Origin of the sequence: Ensifer sp. MJa1, assembly GCF_037026475.1 — a bacterium.
Lineage (GTDB): Bacteria > Pseudomonadota > Alphaproteobacteria > Rhizobiales > Rhizobiaceae > Ensifer.
The window spans coordinates 39,193-56,947 of the sequence record NZ_JAKUMO010000013.1; the positions used below are offsets into that span (position 1 = coordinate 39,193).

At 62.1% G+C, this 17,755-nt stretch carries 19 protein-coding genes; 13 read left to right on the forward strand and 6 right to left on the reverse strand.

Annotated elements, in window-relative coordinates; all coding sequences use genetic code 11:
* Positions 1 to 38 precede the first annotated feature (38 nt).
* From ugpE to rsmI, 5 genes are all read right to left on the reverse strand, one after another.
* Positions 39 to 881, reverse strand: coding sequence for a sn-glycerol-3-phosphate ABC transporter permease UgpE (gene ugpE / locus MKZ91_RS18015; RefSeq protein WP_336172435.1), 843 nt, complete (start codon positions 879 to 881; stop codon positions 39 to 41).
* 10 nt (positions 882 to 891) lie between these two features.
* Complete coding sequence (locus MKZ91_RS18020; protein ID WP_336172436.1) at positions 892 to 1,896, reverse strand: ABC transporter permease subunit; 1,005 nt, start codon at positions 1,894 to 1,896, stop codon at positions 892 to 894.
* 5 nt (positions 1,897 to 1,901) lie between these two features.
* A complete protein-coding gene (locus MKZ91_RS18025) occupies positions 1,902 to 3,200 on the reverse strand; it encodes an extracellular solute-binding protein (protein ID WP_336172437.1) in 1,299 nt (432 codons plus the stop codon).
* Between the two features lie 161 nt (positions 3,201 to 3,361).
* Positions 3,362 to 3,727, reverse strand: a complete 366-nt coding sequence (locus MKZ91_RS18030) for a YraN family protein (protein ID WP_336172438.1) — start codon at positions 3,725 to 3,727, stop codon at positions 3,362 to 3,364.
* Positions 3,717 to 4,646, reverse strand: a complete 930-nt coding sequence (gene rsmI, locus MKZ91_RS18035; RefSeq protein ID WP_336172439.1) for a 16S rRNA (cytidine(1402)-2'-O)-methyltransferase — start codon at positions 4,644 to 4,646, stop codon at positions 3,717 to 3,719. The genes MKZ91_RS18030 and rsmI overlap by 11 nt, the downstream gene beginning before the upstream one ends.
* Before the next feature lie 255 nt (positions 4,647 to 4,901).
* Between rsmI and dnaN the strand changes: the two genes are divergently transcribed.
* The 7 genes from dnaN to MKZ91_RS18070 all read left to right on the forward strand — a co-directional run bounded on the left by dnaN (position 4,902) and on the right by MKZ91_RS18070 (position 10,085).
* A complete protein-coding gene (gene dnaN, locus MKZ91_RS18040) occupies positions 4,902 to 6,020 on the forward strand; it encodes a DNA polymerase III subunit beta (RefSeq protein ID WP_336172440.1) in 1,119 nt (372 codons plus the stop codon).
* A 236-nt stretch (positions 6,021 to 6,256) separates the two neighbouring features.
* On the forward strand, positions 6,257 to 6,859 hold the full coding sequence (gene pmtA / locus MKZ91_RS18045) for a phospholipid N-methyltransferase PmtA (protein ID WP_336172441.1): 603 nt from the start codon (positions 6,257 to 6,259) through the stop codon (positions 6,857 to 6,859).
* Between the two features lie 4 nt (positions 6,860 to 6,863).
* Positions 6,864 to 7,457: a histidine phosphatase family protein gene (locus MKZ91_RS18050; protein WP_336172442.1), complete on the forward strand. Its 594-nt coding sequence runs from the start codon at positions 6,864 to 6,866 to the stop codon at positions 7,455 to 7,457.
* A complete protein-coding gene (gene pyrF / locus MKZ91_RS18055) occupies positions 7,454 to 8,158 on the forward strand; it encodes an orotidine-5'-phosphate decarboxylase (RefSeq protein WP_336172443.1) in 705 nt (234 codons plus the stop codon). The genes MKZ91_RS18050 and pyrF overlap by 4 nt, the downstream gene beginning before the upstream one ends.
* Before the next feature lie 138 nt (positions 8,159 to 8,296).
* On the forward strand, positions 8,297 to 8,584 hold the full coding sequence (locus MKZ91_RS18060) for a DUF1330 domain-containing protein (RefSeq protein ID WP_336172444.1): 288 nt from the start codon (positions 8,297 to 8,299) through the stop codon (positions 8,582 to 8,584).
* A 120-nt stretch (positions 8,585 to 8,704) separates the two neighbouring features.
* The gene (locus MKZ91_RS18065; protein WP_336172445.1) at positions 8,705 to 9,685 is read left to right on the forward strand and encodes a complex I NDUFA9 subunit family protein; all 981 of its coding nucleotides are present in this window, start codon (positions 8,705 to 8,707) and stop codon (positions 9,683 to 9,685) included.
* 238 nt (positions 9,686 to 9,923) lie between these two features.
* A complete protein-coding gene (locus tag MKZ91_RS18070) occupies positions 9,924 to 10,085 on the forward strand; it encodes a hypothetical protein (protein WP_336172446.1) in 162 nt (53 codons plus the stop codon).
* A 216-nt stretch (positions 10,086 to 10,301) separates the two neighbouring features.
* Here the strand turns inward: MKZ91_RS18070 and MKZ91_RS18075 are convergent, their stop codons facing one another.
* Positions 10,302 to 11,108: an undecaprenyl-diphosphate phosphatase gene (locus MKZ91_RS18075; protein WP_336172447.1), complete on the reverse strand. Its 807-nt coding sequence runs from the start codon at positions 11,106 to 11,108 to the stop codon at positions 10,302 to 10,304.
* A gap of 162 nt (positions 11,109 to 11,270) precedes the next feature.
* Between MKZ91_RS18075 and MKZ91_RS18080 the strand changes: the two genes are divergently transcribed.
* The 6 genes from MKZ91_RS18080 (at position 11,271) to MKZ91_RS18105 (ending at position 17,740) form a co-directional block, all read left to right on the forward strand.
* Positions 11,271 to 11,963, forward strand: coding sequence for a glutathione S-transferase family protein (locus tag MKZ91_RS18080; RefSeq protein ID WP_336172448.1), 693 nt, complete (start codon positions 11,271 to 11,273; stop codon positions 11,961 to 11,963).
* 10 nt (positions 11,964 to 11,973) lie between these two features.
* Positions 11,974 to 13,146 (forward strand): tRNA epoxyqueuosine(34) reductase QueG, encoded by a 1,173-nt coding sequence (gene queG / locus MKZ91_RS18085; RefSeq protein ID WP_336172449.1) that lies wholly within the window; start codon positions 11,974 to 11,976, stop codon positions 13,144 to 13,146.
* Positions 13,134 to 14,009: an SDR family oxidoreductase gene (locus MKZ91_RS18090; protein ID WP_336172450.1), complete on the forward strand. Its 876-nt coding sequence runs from the start codon at positions 13,134 to 13,136 to the stop codon at positions 14,007 to 14,009. Before queG ends, MKZ91_RS18090 begins: the two co-directional genes overlap by 13 nt.
* A 460-nt stretch (positions 14,010 to 14,469) precedes the next feature.
* The gene (locus tag MKZ91_RS18095) at positions 14,470 to 14,844 is read left to right on the forward strand and encodes a septal ring lytic transglycosylase RlpA family protein (protein ID WP_336172451.1); all 375 of its coding nucleotides are present in this window, start codon (positions 14,470 to 14,472) and stop codon (positions 14,842 to 14,844) included.
* 136 nt (positions 14,845 to 14,980) lie between these two features.
* Positions 14,981 to 16,270, forward strand: a complete 1,290-nt coding sequence (locus MKZ91_RS18100) for an RsmB/NOP family class I SAM-dependent RNA methyltransferase (RefSeq protein ID WP_336172452.1) — start codon at positions 14,981 to 14,983, stop codon at positions 16,268 to 16,270.
* Between the two features lie 189 nt (positions 16,271 to 16,459).
* Positions 16,460 to 17,740: an imelysin family protein gene (locus tag MKZ91_RS18105; protein ID WP_336172453.1), complete on the forward strand. Its 1,281-nt coding sequence runs from the start codon at positions 16,460 to 16,462 to the stop codon at positions 17,738 to 17,740.
* Positions 17,741 to 17,755: the final 15 nt, after the last annotated feature.

Sequence of the window (17,755 nt, forward strand, 5' to 3'; positions counted from 1 at the left end):
CAGGAGCGGACGGGACACTTGCCCCGCCGCCACTCCGCTTACTTGTCGCTTTCCGTCAGGCCCTTGATGAACCAGCGCTGGAAGATCACCACGATCATGACGGGCGGCAGCATGGCGAGGATCGCCAGCGCAAAGGCCTCGTTGTAGTCGGGGATGTTGGAGCCGACCCAGACGAGCAGGATCTGCTTGATGCCGCGCACCAGCGTGAAGAAGCCTTCGTCGGTGGTCATCAGGGTGGGCCAGAGATACTGGTTCCAGCCATAGACGAACATGATGATGAAGATCGCCGCCATCATGGTGCGCGAGAGCGGCACCAGCACGTCGACGAAGAACTTGAACGGTCCGGCGCCGTCGATGCGTGCTGCCTCAAGCAGCTCGTCCGGCACCGACTTGAAGAACTGGCGGAAGTAGAAGGTGCCGGTCGCCGACGCCAAGAGCGGTACGATCAGACCGGTATAGGTGTTCGTCAGCTTCAGCGTGTTCATCACTTCGTAGGACGGAAGGATGCGCACTTCGAGCGGCAGGAGCAGCGTGGTGAAGATCACCCAGAAGAAGAAGGTCGCGAGCGGAAAGCGGAAATAGACCAGCGCATAGGCTGCCATCATTGACAGCACGATCTTGCCGACCGCAAAGCCTAGACCCAGGATCATCGAGTTCAGCATCATGTTGAAGCCGGTGATCTTTCCGGTGAAACCGCCCTCACGCGTCAGAACCGTCTTGTACGTCTCGACGAAATGGCCGCCCCAGCTGAGGCTGAGACCGTTGCGGTGAATGTCGGCTGCCTCGTGCGTCGAGGTCATGAAGGCGACGACAACCGGCGCCACCATGATGAAGACGCCGAACATGAGGATGACGTGGTCGAAAATCTTGGTGCGATACATCGGCCCCACCTCAGTTGTAGTGCACGCGCCGCTCGATGAAGCGGAACTGGAAGATGGTGAGAACGAAGACGATCAGCATCAGGATCACCGACTGGGCCGACGAGCCGCCAAGATCGTTGCCGCGGAAACCGTCCATGTAGACCTTGTAGACAAGGGTGATCGGGTTGTTGGCGGCCTTGTCCTTCACCATCACGTCGATGACGCCGAAGGTGTCGAACAGCGCGTAGGTGACGTTGATGATCAGAAGGAAGAAGGCGGTCGGTGCGAGCAGCGGCAGGATGACCGTCCAGAAACGGCGGAAGCCCGAGCGGCAGTCGATCGCCGCCGCCTCGCGCACCGAGACCGGAATGCCCTGGAGCCCTGAGAGGAAGAAGATGAAATTGTAGGGGATCTGTTTCCAGACCGAGACCACCACCATGGAAAAGGCGGTGTCGAAGTAGTTGAGACCGACCTTGATGTCCCAGCCGAACCAGCGGGCAAGCTCGACGATCGGGCCGATATGCTGGTCGAAGAACATCATGCCGATGAGGCCGGCAACCGGCGGGGCGATGGCATAGACCCAGATCAGCAGCGTCTTGTAGGCGGCGTTGCCGCGAATGACGCCATCGGCCTTGACGGCGAGCAGCAGGCCGATCGACAGCGCAAAGAAGGTGACGAGCGCCGTGAAGACCGCCGTGAAGCGGGCAATGCCGAGATATTCGCCTGACTTCAAGACGTCGGTGTAGTTGGTCATGCCGACGAAGGTCGAGCCGAAGCCGAAGGGGTCTTCGAGATAGAAGGACGACTGGATCGCCTGGACGGACGGCCAGTAGAAGAAGATGAAGATGATCGCGAGCTGCGGCGCGAGAAAGAGGTAGGGCAGGAACGGCGAGGAGAACTGAACGCGTTTTGCCGCGCTCTCACCTCCACCACTCGACTGGCCACCGAAAAGCCGGAAGGCGCCGAAGCGACGCCCCCCGGTCGTTGTTCCGGTCCCTCCCCGCGATGCGGGGAGGAGATCTGTCGCGGTCGTCATGGAAATCAGCCAGCCGTCTTGGCGAAACGGGCGAGCAGCTCGTTGCCTTCCTTCTCGATCGTGTCGAAAGCGTCCTTGACGGTCGTTTCGCCCGAGAAGATGCGGCCGTATTCGCGCTCCATGATTTCGCGGATCTGCGGGTAGAAGCCGAGGCGGTAGCCCTTCGACCATTCGCCGGCCGGCAGCAGCAGCTGCTTGATGCCGACTTCGGCAACCGGCTTTTCCTTGTAGTAGCCGTCCTTCTGGGCAAGCTCGTAGGCTGCCTTGGTGATGGCCACATAGCCGGTGGCCTTGTGGTAGAAGTACTGGACTTCCGGCGAGGTCAGGAACTGGAAGAAATCGGCAACGCACTTGTTTTCCTCATCCGACTTGCCGGCCATGGCAAAGAGAGCAGCGCCGCCGATGAAGGAGTTGGTGCCCGCACCCTTGATCGAGCCCCAGTAGGGCAGGAAGGTTGCCGAGAACGGCATCTGGGCGGTCTTCTGCAGGCCACCGAAGGAGCCCGACGAACCGATCCAGAAGGCGGCCTTGCCTTCTTCGAAGACCTTCTGGTTGTCGTTCCAGCCAGCGCCGTAGAAAGCGAAGTAGCCTTCATCCTTCCAAGCTTTCAGCTTGTCGAACATCATGACGAGGTTCGGGTCGGTGACCTTCAGCTCGGTATCGACGACGGCGTCATAGCCGTTGTTGTTGGTGGCGAACTGGATGTTGTTGCGCGAGAAGAAGTTTTCGGTGAACTGCCAGGTGAGCTGCGACTGGACGAGCGGGATGTAGCCGGCCTCTTTCAGCTTCGGCGCAACGGCTTCGAATTCTTCCCAGGTCTTCGGCGCTTCGACGCCGGCCTTCTTCAGCGCTTCGTCGTTGATGTACATGATTGGTGCGGAGGAGTTGAACGGCATGCCGACGAACTTGCCTTCGCTGTCGGCGTAGAAGTAGCGCACGCCGTCGATGAAGGCGTTGCGGTCGAAGTTGTGGCCAGCCTTGATGATCAGGTCTTCAGCCGGGATGACCGCGCCCTTGGCGTTGATGATGGTGGCTGCACCGGCGTCGAAGACCTGCAGGATATTCGGCTGCTCGCCCGAGCGGAAGGCTGCGATGCCGGAAGCAAGCGCTTCCTCATAGGTGCCCTTGGAAACCGGGGTCAGCGCGCAGGCGCTCTGGGCTTCGTTGAACTTCTTGGAAACTTCGTTGATGACTTCGCCATTGCGGCCGGCCATGCCGTGCCACCAGGTAATGTTGGTTGCGGCAAATGACGAGGTTGCCGAGAAAGCAAGGGTAAGGGCTGCGAGCGAAAACTTCTTGAACATGACTAATCCTCTCCACCGGGTTGCGGATGGCAGTGGACTAGTGACCTTCAATGACAGGCTAGTTACGCTTTTGTGTCGGAACGATTACAAATTCGCGAATATGTTCCAGGATGGGGTGTGGATGGAACACAGCAATCATTTTGCCTCGCTTCGCGACGGGGTCAGAAGGCGTCGGGCAGATGCCGCGGCCATCCCCATGGCGTCACCGTGACGATGTCATAGCGCACGGAAAGCCGGCTGAAGTCGGGCTGTTTGGCGAGCCACAGGTCACTTGCGGCGCGGATGCGCCTCTCAGCCGTTGCGGTTACGGCAAAGACGCCATCCTCGGTCGAGCGGCGTGCCTTGACCTCGACGCAGGCAATGAGATCGCCGCGACGGGCGATGATGTCAATCTCGCCAAGTTTGGTGCGGTGGCGCATGGCGACGATGCGGTAGCCCTTGAGCAACAGGCAGAGCGCGGCGCGGTACTCCGCCAGCCGTCCCCGTCTGAGCGCCTTCAGCCGCCGCTTTTCGCCGTCACTCGCCATGGCGCTCCTTCAGTTGCAGCAAGCGGTCGTAGAGCTCCTTGCGCGGCAGGCCCGTCTGGCGGGCGGCCTCGGTCGCCGCCTTTCCGGCCGGCATGTCAGCGACAAGGCGCGAAAGCAGCGCGTCGACATCAGCAGCTTCCGGCTCGGGAGCCGCGTCCGGCGGGCCGATGACGAGCACGATCTCGCCCTTGACTGAACCCGCCTGCTCGTAATGCGCGGCAAGCTCACCGAGCGTGCCGCGGCGAAACTCCTCGAAGGTTTTGGTGAGTTCACGGCAGACGGAGGCCTTTCTCCCCTCGCCCAGCACGTCGGCCGCGGCCGCGACCGTCGCGGCAATGCGGTGCGGCGATTCAAAGAACATGATGGTCGCCGGCACTGCGGCGAACTCCCTCAGCCGATCGCGCTTGGCCTTGTCCTTGGTCGGCAGAAAGCCGGCAAACAGGAAAGCATCATTCGGAAGGCCTGAGCCGACGAGGGCTGCGAGCGGCGCGGAAGCCCCCGGGATGGGCACCACGCGGTGCCCGGCCTCGATCGCGAGTTGCGCCAGTCGGTAGCCGGGGTCCGAGACCAGCGGGGTGCCGGCATCGGAGACGAGAGCCACCGAGCGCCCTTCAGCAAGGGCTGCCAGCAGCCGCGGCCCAGCCTCGTCGGCATTGTGTTCATGATAGGCGTAGGGACGATTGGTGATGCCGTAGCGGTCGAGAAGCACGCGCGTCACCCGCGTATCCTCGCAGGCAAGCACGTCGGCGCCGGCCAGCGTTTCCAGCGCGCGCAGCGTAATGTCGCCGAGATTACCGATCGGGGTCGCTACCAGATAGAGCGCCGCATCGAGCGGACGGGCAGGCACGCTGACATTGTGCAGACGGTAGCCGCGTTGCCGCTGTCCTTCTGATGGTTCGGGTGCTTTCTGCTTTTCCACCTGTAACGTCCTGATCGTGCTCACCGATGCGCCGGTCCGGTCTTTATGAGTGAGCCGGCATGGCAGAGCAAGGGCCACACGGCGGGCCGGCGCGTTGCATCTGGGGACAGACCCGCTCAAACCCCTTGCTTTCCGGGCGATGTTTCTGCCATTTTGCCGGTCCACATCTTTCCGGTCGGTCGGCCGGGACACTCGCAGTTGACGCTCAGGCGGGCGCCTCGTCCGCCGGGCAACGGTTGAAAGCGGTAGCATCCCATGCGCATTACTCTCGAGCGGTCCAACCTCCTGAAATCGCTGAACCACGTGCACCGCGTGGTCGAGCGGCGAAACACGATCCCGATCCTCTCGAACGTGCTTTTGCGCTCCGATGGCGCAAGCCTTGAGATGAAGGCGACCGACCTCGACCTCGAGATCACCGAGGCGACGCCGGCGCAGGTCGAACAGTCCGGCGCAACGACCGTACCGGCGCATCTGCTTTATGACATCGTGCGCAAGCTGCCCGACGGTTCGGAAGTGCTACTCGCCACCAATGCCGAGGGCACGGCGATGACGGTCGCCTCCGGCCGCTCGAAGTTCTCGCTGCAGTGCCTGCCGCAATCCGACTTCCCGGATCTCACCGCCGGCAGCTTCTCGCACTCCTTCCGCCTCAAGGCGACCGACCTCAAGATGCTGATCGATCGCACCCAGTTTGCGATCTCGACCGAGGAAACCCGCTACTACCTCAACGGCATTTTCATCCACACGGTGGAAAGCAAGGGCGAATTGAAGCTGCGCGCCGTCGCCACCGACGGTCACCGCCTCGCCCGCGCCGACGTGGAAGCCCCGTCCGGCTCCGAGGGCATGCCGGGCATCATCATCCCGCGCAAGACCGTCAGCGAATTGCAGAAGCTGCTCGACAACCCGGATCTCGTCGCCACGGTCGAAGTGTCGGACGCCAAGATCCGCCTGACGATGGGCTCCATCGTCATGACATCGAAGCTTATCGACGGCACCTTCCCCGACTACCAGCGCGTCATCCCGGCCAACAACGACAAGGAACTGCGCGTCGATTGCCAGTCCTTCGCCCAGGCCGTCGACCGTGTTTCGACGATCTCGTCGGAGCGCGGCCGCGCCGTCAAGCTGGCGCTCACCGATGGCCAGATGACGCTAACGGTCAACAATCCGGATTCCGGCAGTGCTACCGAAGAACTGCCCGTCGGCTACGAACACGATCCACTCGAAATCGGCTTCAACGCCAAGTACCTGCTCGACATCACCTCGCAGCTGACCGGCACCGACGCGATCTTCATGCTCGCCGATCCGGGCTCGCCGACGCTCGTTCGTGATCTTGCTGCCGAGGACGCACTCTACGTGCTGATGCCGATGCGCGTTTAACCGGGCCTGACGCGGCGCGAAATGCCAACCCGTCACGCCCGTGCGTGGCGGGTTTTTTGTTGGTCGCTGCATTTGGGGGCTGTTGATAAGAGAACTCTTTCAGGCGCAGATAGACTTGTTTTTGCCGCAGATGGGGACACATTATGATGATCGCCGCCCCAGCCAGCTCGAATCGGCGAGCGGGGAATTTGGCGGGCGGCCCGTACGAGGAGAGGACAACGGTTTTGAGGGGTTCAATGAATTTGCGCGTCAAGGTGAAGGAACGGCTCGGACGGAAGTTCGACGAGGAGATCCGCTTTTTCAAGGGGTGGATGAGCAACGCAAAGGCCGTCGGCGCAATCCTGCCGACCTCTTCCATCACCGCGCGCCGGATGGCGAGCGTCATCAATCCCGCCTCGGGCCTTCCCGTTCTCGAGCTTGGCCCCGGCACCGGCGTCATCACCAAGGCGATCCTGGAACGCGGCCTGCCGGCTTCGAACCTGGTGTCGGTCGAGTATTCCACCGACTTCTACAACCAGCTCAAGGCCAACTTCGCCGGCGTCAACTTCGTCAATGGTGATGCATTCGACCTGGAGCATACGCTCGGTGCGCTGAAGGACCAGACCTTCGACAGCGTCGTTTCCGCTGTGCCGCTTCTGAACTTCCCGATGCACCGTCGCGTCGAACTGATCGACGACCTCCTGTCGCGCATCCCGGTCGGCCGTCCGGTCGTCCAGATTTCCTATGGGCCGCTGTCGCCTGTCGTCGCCATGCCGGACCGCTACAGCATCCAGCACCTCGACTTCGTGGTCCGCAATATCCCGCCGGCACAGCTCTGGGTCTATCGCCGGGCGCACTGACCGGATGTTTGGCGTCTACGTCACGCACCCGCAGGTCCAGATCGATCCGGACGTACCCGTACCCCAATGGGGACTTTCACCACTTGGCCGCGAGCGTGCGGCCAAGGCGGCCAGCTTGACCTGGGTGCGCTCGATCGGCCGGGTCGTTTCGAGCGACGAGACCAAGGCGATCGAAACGGCGCACGTGCTCGCCGAGGCGGCCGGCGTGACTGTCGAAATCCAGCATGCCATGGGCGAGAACGATCGCTCGGCCACCGGCTTCCTGCCGCCGCCGGAGTTCGAAAAGGCAGCAGACTGGTTCTTCGCCAATCCCACCGAGAGCTTCAAGGGCTGGGAGCGTGCGATCGACGCCCAGAGGCGGATTTCGGATGCCGTCTTCAACGTCCTCGAAGGTCACGATCCGAAAGTTCCGATCGCCTTCGTCGGTCACGGCGGCGTCGGCACCTTGCTGAAATGCCGGCTCCTCGGCGCACCGATCTCGCGCGCCGCCGACCAGAAGGGTGGCGGCGGCGGCAACCTCTTCGCTTTCCGCCTTGCAGATCGGTCCGTCACATGCGACTGGACCCCGATGGAATTCTGGCAGGGGATATCGACATGACCGAAAGCGCGCGCGACAGACTGATCGTAGGCCTCGACCTTCCGACGATCGCGGATGCGGAGAAGATCGTGTCGACGCTCGGCAACGACGTCTCCTTCTACAAGATCGGCTATCAGTTGGTCTTTGCCGGCGGGCTCGAATTCGCGCGAGACCTTGCCGCAAGCGGCAAGGAGGTCTTTCTCGACATGAAGCTCTTGGACATCGACAACACGGTCGCCAAGGGCGTCGAGAACATCGCCAAGATGGGCATGTCGATGCTGACCCTGCACGCCTACCCGAAGGCGATGAAGGCGGCCGTCGAGGCCGCCAAGGGCTCCGATCTCTGCCTGCTCGGCGTCACCGTGCTCACCTCGATGGACGAGCAGGACGTGATCGACGCCGGCTACGAATACGACCCGCATACGCTGGTGTTGCGCCGGGCCGAACAGGCGCGCGCCGCCGGCATGGGCGGCATCGTCTGCTCGGCGGAAGAATCGGCGGCCGTCCGCAAGATCATCGGACCGGATATGGCGCTCGTCACACCCGGCATCCGCCCGGCCGGCACTGATAAGGGCGACCAGAAGCGGGTGATGACGCCGTCGGAGGCCCTGAAGGCCGGATCCAGCCACCTCGTCGTCGCGCGCCCAATCGTCGCAGCCGCTGAGCCGCTCGCCGCCGCCCGGGCCATTCTTGCGGAAATGAACGGTGCGCTTGCCCGCTAATGCGGGTTCCCCTGCACCGATATCGCCTGCCCCGTGCCAGCCGGCGCGACAGCGCGTAGCGATCCGCTTGACCTCAACCTAAATTTGCCGGAAGAAACACTCCCGTCAGCCTCAGTGCAGAACGACGAGGAGCTCAAGATGGCCAAGGGATACTGGATTGCCAGGGTCGATGTCCGCGACCCGGAGCGCTACAAGGACTATGTGGCAGCCGCCAAGCCTGCCTTCGAGAAATACGGCGCAAACTTCCTCGCCCGCGGTGGCGACTACCATCGCCTGGAAGGCGGCGTTCGCGCCCGCAACGTCGTCATCGAATTCCCCTCGCTGCAGGCGGCCTACGACTGTTATAATTCGCCAGAGTACCAGATTGCCGCGGCGATCCGCCACGAAGTCGCTGATGCCGAAATGGTGGTTGTCGAAGGCGTGTGACGCCTGAGTGACGGCCTTTCAGCTGGCTTCGGCAAGTCGCATGGATTGGCCTTCACCTCTTGCGGCACTTCAGCTATGTAGCAATCAATTCTTACCTCTGCGATCAGGAGTGCATGTCCCATGACCTTGTCCAACCTTCCGCCGCTGGTGACGATTTTCGGCGGATCCGGGTTCGTCGGCCGTCATGTCGTGCGAGCGCTCGCCAAGCGTGGCTATCGCATTCGCGTCGCCGTTCGCCGGCCTGACCTTGCCGGCCACCTGCAGCCACTCGGCAATGTCGGCCAGATCTCCTTCGTCCAGGCCAACCTGCGCTACCGCAAGTCGGTCGATCGCGCCGTCGAAGGCTCTGACCACGTCATAAACTGCGTCGGCGTTCTGTTTGAAAGCGGCCGCAACACCTTCGACGCCGTGCAGGACTTCGGCGCCCGCGCCGTCGCGGAAGCAGCGCGCTCGGTCGGCGCGACGCTGACGCACATCTCGGCAATCGGAGCGGATGCCTCCTCGCCGTCGCACTACGCCCGCAGCAAGGGCCGCGCCGAGGCTGCGATCCGCGAAACGCTGCCAGACGCGATCATCCTGCGCCCATCGATCGTCTTCGGGCCGGAGGATGGCTTCTTCAACAAGTTTGCCGACATGGCCCGCTTTTCGCCGGTGCTGCCATTGATCGGCGGCGGCCACACCAAGTTCCAGCCCGTTTATGTGACCGACGTGGCCGAAGCCGTGGCGCGCGCCGTCGACGGCAAGATCGCCAAGGGCAAGACCTATGAACTCGGCGGCCCGGATGTATTGAGCTTCCGCGACTGTCTCGAGATCATTCTGAATACGATCGACCGCAAGCGCACGCTGGTGTCGCTGCCCTTCGGCATCGCGTCCTTCATCGGCAGCATCGCGTCGATGATCCCCTTCGTCGCGCCGCCGCTCACCTCCGACCAGGTAGTGTTGCTGAAATCAGACAATGTCGTCTCGGCAAAGGCGGTTTCGGAAGGACGCACGCTTTCAGGTATCGGCATCGAACCGACGATGCTGGAGCCGATCCTGCCGACCTATCTGGTGCGCTATCGCCCGCAGGGCCAGTATACCCGGAGCGGCCGCGCCGCCTGACGCGACCCGGTTTCATCCTGTTCCAACGGCCGCTGGCATTCGCCTGCGGCCGTTTTGCTGTAGCATCCGAGCAACAGCGTTGCAGTTCTGCCGCAGTTAAGAAAACGAATGGCATTTACCGCAAATTCAACATGTCCTGATATTGATCATGACATATCCAGCGAATACACACCGCCTCGCGCCCCGATCCCAAGGCATGACGGCGGCGGCAGCATCAATCTCGAAAGGCATGGCGTCCATGGGCAAGTCGATCGCAATCTTTTTTGCGTGTGCGGCACTGATCATTTTGGCTGGCTCATTCATCGCGCCGAACACGGTCGCGAGCAGCGGCAAGGATTGCGCACCGGCCTATGGCGTCGATCCATGCACGACGGCATCGATCGATCTTTCCGGCAAGTAAGCCGGCGCCCTTTAGATCACGCAGTTCCGGACGGAAAACCGCTTCGCACTTTTCCTGGAATTGCTTTGGAAGGGCAAATTTGAAGTTATTGGCGGGGGCCAGGAGCCGCGTGCGTTTCAGCTTGAAACGCACGCGGTTTTGTTTTGGGCTTGGCCATGAGCCAAAAGAAAAGGCGCGCCAGTGACGCGCCTTTTTCACATCGGATAAAGGTCCCCCTCAGCCGAGCAGCCAGAGGCCGATCAGGCCCGCCGTTCCGACGATGATGCGCCAGATGGCAAACGGCGTGAAACCGCGACGCGAGACGAAATCGAGCAGCGAGCGAACGACAAAGATGCCGGCCACAAAGGCGGCGATGAAGCCGACGGCGATCAGGGTGAAATCGTCGAAGGAGAGAGCGTCGCGGTTCTTGTAGAGATCCAGCGTGAACGCGCCGAGCATCGTCGGCATCGCCAGGAAGAAGGAGAACTCTGCCGCCGAGCGCTTGTCGGTTCCCATCAGCAGCGCGCCGGCGATCGTGGCACCGGAGCGCGAGGTGCCGGGGATCATCGCCAGGCACTGGAACAGGCCGATCTTCAACGCCAGCGACGGCGGATAGTCCATCACGTCGGTGTAGCGCGGCTTCAGCGGCAGGTGATCGATTGCGTATAGGATGATGCCGCCGACAATCAGCACGACGCAGATCAGCATGGGCGTTTCGAACAGCACCGTCTTGATGAAATCATGGGCGATCGCGCCGATGATGGCCGCCGGCAAGAAGGCGATCAGCACGCAGACGACGAAGCGGCGCGCCTTGAGGCTTGTGGGCAATGCCAGGGCGATCGAAAGAAGCCGCTGGAAATAAACGAGCAGGATCGCCAGAATGGCACCGAGCTGGATCAACACCGCAAAGGTGTTGCCCGGCGACTTGAAACCGAGAAAGTGGCCGGCAAGGAGGACGTGCGCCGTCGACGAGACAGGGATAAACTCCGTCAAGCCCTCGATAAGCCCAAGGACGAGCGCGCTGATGATCGATTGATCCGCCATATATGAGATTTTCCTGACAAGTTTTGGAGTGGGAGGAAAAGGCTGATTCGCTTGTGTTTGCCACCGCAAATTTCTATAGCTCTAACACATGAGCCGTGGCCAGACGCTTGCGCCGCCACGCTCACGCCCCCAGCAAAAAGCCTCTGAGAAGCCAGATCATCGATGCCGACACTGTACCATCACCCCATGTCCGCCGCTTCACGGTTCGTTCGCCTGATCCTGTCGGAGTACGGTTACCAGACGGAACTGACGGAGGAGCAGCCCTGGGAGAACCGGCGCGACTTCCTGGCGCTGAACCCGGCCGGAACGCTGCCCGTCTATGTCGATGACAGCATGCGGGCGCTCTGTGGCGCCACGATCATCTCGGAATATCTCGACGAGACGAACGGCATCATGAAGCGAGATCGCCGGCTTCTCGCCGAAGACCCGTTCCAGCGCGCGGAAATCCGACGTCTGGTCGAATGGTTCCTGCAGAAGATGGAGGCCGACGTCACGCGGCCGCTGGTACGCGAGCGGATCTACAAGCTGCAGATGACGCCCGACCAGGGCGGCGGCGCGCCCGACAGCAAGATCCTGCGCACCTCGCGCGCCAATATCCGCCAGCACATGAAGTATCTCTCCTGGCTTGCCGGCTCGCGCACCTGGCTTGCCGGCGACCGGATTTCCTATGCGGATCTTGCAGCCGCCGCGACCGTGTCCGTGCTCGATTATCTCGGCGAGATCGACTGGTCGGACGCGCCGAGCGCCAAGGAGTGGTATCAGCGGCTGAAATCCCGCCCTTCGTTCCGGCCGCTGCTTGCCGAGCGCGTGCGCGGCGTGACCCCGGTTCCGCACTATGCGGATCTCGATTTCTGAGGCGACGACAGTGCCCGGCATTGATGCCAAGGCAGACAATGCGGAACGGCGGCGGCTGAAGCTGACCGCCTTTCTGAAGGCTGAGGCGGCCGACAAGGGCTTTGACCTCTGTCGCGTCACGCGACCGGATGCCATTCCGCATGCGCCGGCGCGGCTCAAAGACTTTCTCGACGAAGGCTTTCACGGCACCATGGAGTGGCTCGCCGACACGGCCGAGCGGCGTTCCGATCCGCGCACGCTCTGGAGCGAAGTGCGTTCCGTCGTCATGTTCGCGATGAACTACGGCCCGGACGAAGATCCGCGCGGTATTCTTGAGCAGGCCGACCGCGGCGCGATCTCGGTCTATGCGCAAAACCGCGATTACCACGACATCATCAAGGGCAAACTCAAGGAAGTCGCGACCCGCTTTGCCGCCCGCGCCGGCGAGGACGTCAAGGTCTTCGTCGACACCGCGCCCGTGATGGAAAAGCCGCTCGCCGAGAAGGCTGGTCTCGGTTGGCAAGGCAAGCACACCAATCTCGTCAGCCGCGAATACGGCTCCTGGCTGTTTCTCGGCAGTCTGTTCACCACGGCCGAACTCGACCTCGACCTGCCCGAGCGCGATCATTGCGGCTCCTGCCACGCCTGTCTCGACGCCTGCCCGACCGATGCCTTCCCGGCACCCTACCGGATCGACGCGCGGCGCTGCATTTCGTACCTGACGATCGAGCACAAGGGGCCGATCGATCGCGACCTCAGGCCGTTGATCGGCAACCGGATCTATGGCTGCGATGACTGTCTTGCCGCCTGCCCCTGGAACAAGTTCGCGCAGACGGCCTCGGAAATGAAGCTGAAGGCACGCGAGGACCTGAAAGAACCGAAGCTCGAAGCACTGCTCAGCCTGGATGATCCCGGCTTCCGCAGCCTGTTTTCGGGCTCGCCGGTCAAGCGCATCGGACGCGACCGCTTCGTCAGAAACGTGCTGATCGCGGCCGGCAACTCCGGTGACCAGACGCTGGTTCCTGTGGTCATGGCGCGCATCGGCGACACTTCACCGGTGGTACGGGCGATGGCGGTGTGGGCGCTGTCGCGACTGGTCGCGCCGGCAGCGCTTGCGCAAATTGCCGAACAATGCGAGCCAGAGACGGACGACGAGGTCCTGAACGAATGGCAGATGGCAGGAGTGAGCCGATGCATGTCCTAATCCTTGGCGCCGGCTATTCCGGCACGGCGATCGCCCGCGCAATGGCTCCAACGGCAGACAGCGTGACCGGCACGACCCGCTCGGCCGAGAAGGCAGCGAAACTGGAGAAGGCCGGCGTCCGCCCGCTCGTTTTCGACGGCGAAACGATTTCCGACGAGCTTGCCGCTGCCTTCGGCCAGGCAACGCACCTGATCCAGTCGATCGCCCCTGGACGGGACGGCGATCCGATGTTCCGAGCCTCGAGCCCGGACCTGGCGCAACTGGCACCAAACCTTCGCTGGATCGGTTACCTCTCGACGGTCGGGGTCTATGGCGACCACGGGGGGCAATGGGTCACCGAGGACATGCTGCGCAAGCCGGTTTCGGCCCGTTCGGTCGAGCGGGTGGAGGCGGAGGATGCCTGGATCGCCTTCGGCGCACGGAAAGACATCCCCGTCGCAGTCCTCAGGCTTGCCGGCATCTATGGTCCCGGGCGCAACGCCTTCTGCAATCTTGCCAATGGCACCGCCCGGCGGCTGATCAAGCCCGGTCAGGTATTCAACCGCATCCGCGTCGAAGACATCGGCGCAGCCACGCTGTTCCTCGCCAACAACGGCACGAGCGGCGTCTTCAACATCACCGACAACGAGCCGGCGCCGCCGCAGGACGTGGTTGCGGAAGCCGCGCGGCTGATGGGCGTCGAGCCCCCACCGGAAACCCCGTTCGAAGAGGCCGAGCTGTCGCCGATGGCCCGCTCCTTCTACGGTGAAAACAAGCGGGTTTCGAATGCCCGCATGCGCGCCACCGGCTTCGAATTCGCGTATCCCGATTATCGCGTTTCGCTTGCGCAGCTTTGGCAATCCGGCACGTGGCGCGAGGCGTGAAACGCAACTCTGCGCCCGGGCGATAACATAACCCATTAGAATTACAGCAAGCCGACAGTCAGATCGTCAGTAACGGCGGGAGCGGAGGCGCCGCAATTGTGACTTTCTCTGGATATTCGTTCGATACTTGACGAATTGAATACAACCTGTGCGCTAGTAATGAATTTTCGACCATGTGGATTCCAGAAATTTCGTGCAATTCGAAATTTTTAATGAAATTTTTCGTTTACCACTGAGTTGAGCCTGCGTGCGGAAGGCTGGCAGCGTTCAACCGCTGATTCCAAAGAACTTCCGGGGTTCATTTAAACTATTTCAAACGATCTTCGTTTTTGAATTTTCGTCCTTTTTTAATAAATCCTAATAGAACGTAAATGGTTGAAGCTTGTTTTCGCCATTTTTCGCCCCAATTAGCGGTTCCTAGAAGAATTTAAACAACCGTTTGACCGAGGGGATCGCCAGTTTGACGCCAGCGAAGTTCAAGACGGCTGCCGCTGCAGCACTGTTCACGACCGCCATCGGTCTCGTTTCCGTTTCCGATAGCCATGCAGCCGGTGCCGGCTGCGGCGGCGCATCCTGGTATGCGCTGAGCTCCAAGACCGCCTCCGGGGAGCGCATGAATGCCGCTCACCTGACGGCCGCACACCGCAGCCTGAAATTCGGAACCAAGGTTCAGGTCACCAACAAGCGCAACGGCAAGAGCGTGATCGTTCGCATCAACGACCGTGGGCCGTTCATTCGTGGCCGTGTGATCGATCTTTCCAAGGCAGCCGCCTCGCAGATCGGCATGGTCCGCTCCGGCCACGCCAGCATCTGTTATCGCGTCATCAATTCCTGATTTTTGATATACTGTTGTCCGACCGGTCGTCGGGTGGCTTTACTTGAGAAAGACCGTTCTTCGCGGTTAATCTTCTCCGCCGTCTTGCTCTTCGATGCCATCGCCGTTACCACGGCGAAAAAGGAGTTGATCGAAGATGCGTTTGGGCGGCAGGCTCGCTGGAGCCATTGAGGTTCTTGAGGATATCGAAAAGCGGAAGCGCCCGGTCGCAGACGCGCTCAAGGATTGGGGCCTCTCCCACCGCTTCGCCGGTTCCGGCGACCGCTCCGCGATCGGCAACATCGTCTACGACGCCCTTCGCATGAAACTCTCCCACGCCTATCTGATGGACAGCGACAGCGCCGCAGCACTCGGCCATGCCGTGATGTACCGGCAATGGGGTTTCACCCCGGAGGCGCTCGCTGCCGAACTCGATGGCGACAAGTTCGCGCCGGAGGCTCCCTCTGCCGACCGCATGCAGGCCTTTACGACACGGCGCCTCGAAGATGCGCCCGCCTATGTGCAGGGTGATATCCCTGAATGGGTCCAGGCTTCCTTCGAGGAAAACTTCTCCGACGACTGGCTCGACGAAGCCAAGGCGCTGGCCGGCCGGCCGACGCTCGACCTGCGTGCCAACACGCTGAAGGCCTCGCGCGCCAAGGTGCTGAAGGCACTGGAGCGCAGCGGCGCCGAGCCTGCGACCATCGCCCGCAACGGCATTCGCATTCCTGCCGGCGAAGGCGCCTCGCGCCTGCCGAACGTGACCGCCGAGCTTTCCTTCCAGAAGGGTTGGTTCGAGGTCCAGGACGAAGGTTCGCAGATCGTCGCCGACCTCGCCTTCCCGCAGGAGGGCGAGCAGGTGCTCGACTATTGCGCTGGCGGCGGCGGCAAGACGCTCGCCATGTCGGCGGCGATGAACAACAAGGGCCAGGTGCACGCCTACGACACCGACCGCAAGCGGCTCGCACCGATCATCGAGCGGCTGAAGCGTGCCGGCACCCGCAATGTCCAGGTGCATGAATCCACCGACAGTCTTGCGCCGCTTGCCGGCCGCTTCGACCGCGTGCTGGTCGACGCGCCCTGCACCGGCACCGGCACCTGGCGTCGCCGTCCCGACACGAAATGGCGGCTCAACCAGAAAAACCTCGAAGAACGCGTCTCGCAGCAGGAAGAGGCGCTGGCGAGTGCCGCCCAGTTCGTTCGCCCGGGCGGCCACCTGATCTACGTGACCTGCTCGGTGCTTCCCGAGGAGAACGAGACCCAGGTCTACGGTTTCTGCGAGGACAACCCGGAATTCGAGATCCTGTCGGCCGCCGACATCTGGGCAAAGCTGTTCGGCACCGACAAGCCGCAGCCCTGGTCCGCGGACATGAAAACCGTGACGCTGACGCCCGCCTCGACCGGCACGGACGGCTTCTTCTTCTGCCTGATGCAGCGCAAGGGTTGACGGGTTTTGACATCAGTCAAAACCCGCGCATCAGATTGAAAACGTTCTAAACTATACACTTTGACACAAGTTTGCTTTTGGTTCATGAGAAGCAGGCCCGGCGGGGCCTTTTTCTTTTGGCCCGACGCCTGAACGACGCCGCATCCGCGGGCTCGCTCGGCTGCGCCGAAGAAGCAACAGGAGAGGGTCATGACAAAGAATTTCTTCCGCGGCGCCGCACTGGCGCTCATGACGGCAACGTCGGCGCTGGCCCTGCAGCCGGCCCGCGCCGCAACCGATGCCGCAGCCGTGGTGAAGCACTACACCGCCGTCGCCCATGCCAAGTTCGAGGATGCGCTGACGACTGCCGAAGCGCTCAACAAGGCGGTCGACGCACTGATCGCCACGCCGAGCGAGGACACGCTGAAGGCGGCGCGCGAGGCGTGGCTGAAGGCCCGCAACCCCTACCAGGAAACCGAAGTCTACCGCTTCGGCAACGCCATCGTTGACGAGTGGGAAGGCAAGGTCAACGCCTGGCCGCTCGATGAAGGCCTGATCGACTATGTCGATCCGAGCTATGGCACCGAGAGCGACGAAAACGCGCTGTTCACCGCCAATGTCATTGCCAGCAAGACGATCAAGATCGACGGCAAGGAGGTCGACGCCTCCAACATCACGCCGGAGTTCCTGGCCGGCACCCTGCAGGAAGCCGGCGGCATCGAAGCCAACGTCGCGACGGGCTACCATGCGATCGAGTTCCTGCTCTGGGGCCAGGACCTGAACGGCACCAAGGCCGGCGCCGGCAACCGCCCCTACACGGACTACGACACCAAGGCCTGCACCGGCGGCAATTGCGACCGCCGCGCCGCCTATCTGAAGGCTTCGACCGAGCTGCTGGTTTCCGACCTCAAGGAAATGGTTGCCAACTGGACGCCGGATGGTGCCGCCACCAAGGCCGTCGAGGCCGACCCGAAGGCCGGCCTTGTTGCCATCCTCACCGGCATGGGCTCGCTCTCCTATGGGGAACTTGCCGGCGAGCGCATGAAGCTCGGCCTGCTGCTGCATGATCCGGAAGAGGAGCATGACTGCTTCTCCGACAATACGCACAACTCGCATCTGCACGACGCGATCGGTATCCAGTCGGCCTATACCGGCGAGTACACCCGCACCGACGGTACGAAGATGACCGGTCCGTCGCTTTCCGAACTCGTCGCTGCCAAGGATGCGGCACTCGACAAGGAAATGACCGGCAACCTTTCGACCACGGTCGAGAAGATGCAGGCGATGGCCAAGCGCGCGGAGACGACCGAGGCCTACGACCAGATGATCGGCGAAGGCAATGCCGAGGGTAACGCCACGGTACAGGCGGCGATCGACGGGCTGATCGCCCAGGCGAAAACTGTGCAGCGTGTCATTGCGGCACTCGATCTTGGCACGATCGAGCTTGAAGGTTCCGACAGCTTGGACAATCCTAACGCTGTTTTCCAATAAGCTGAAAAGGCGGGC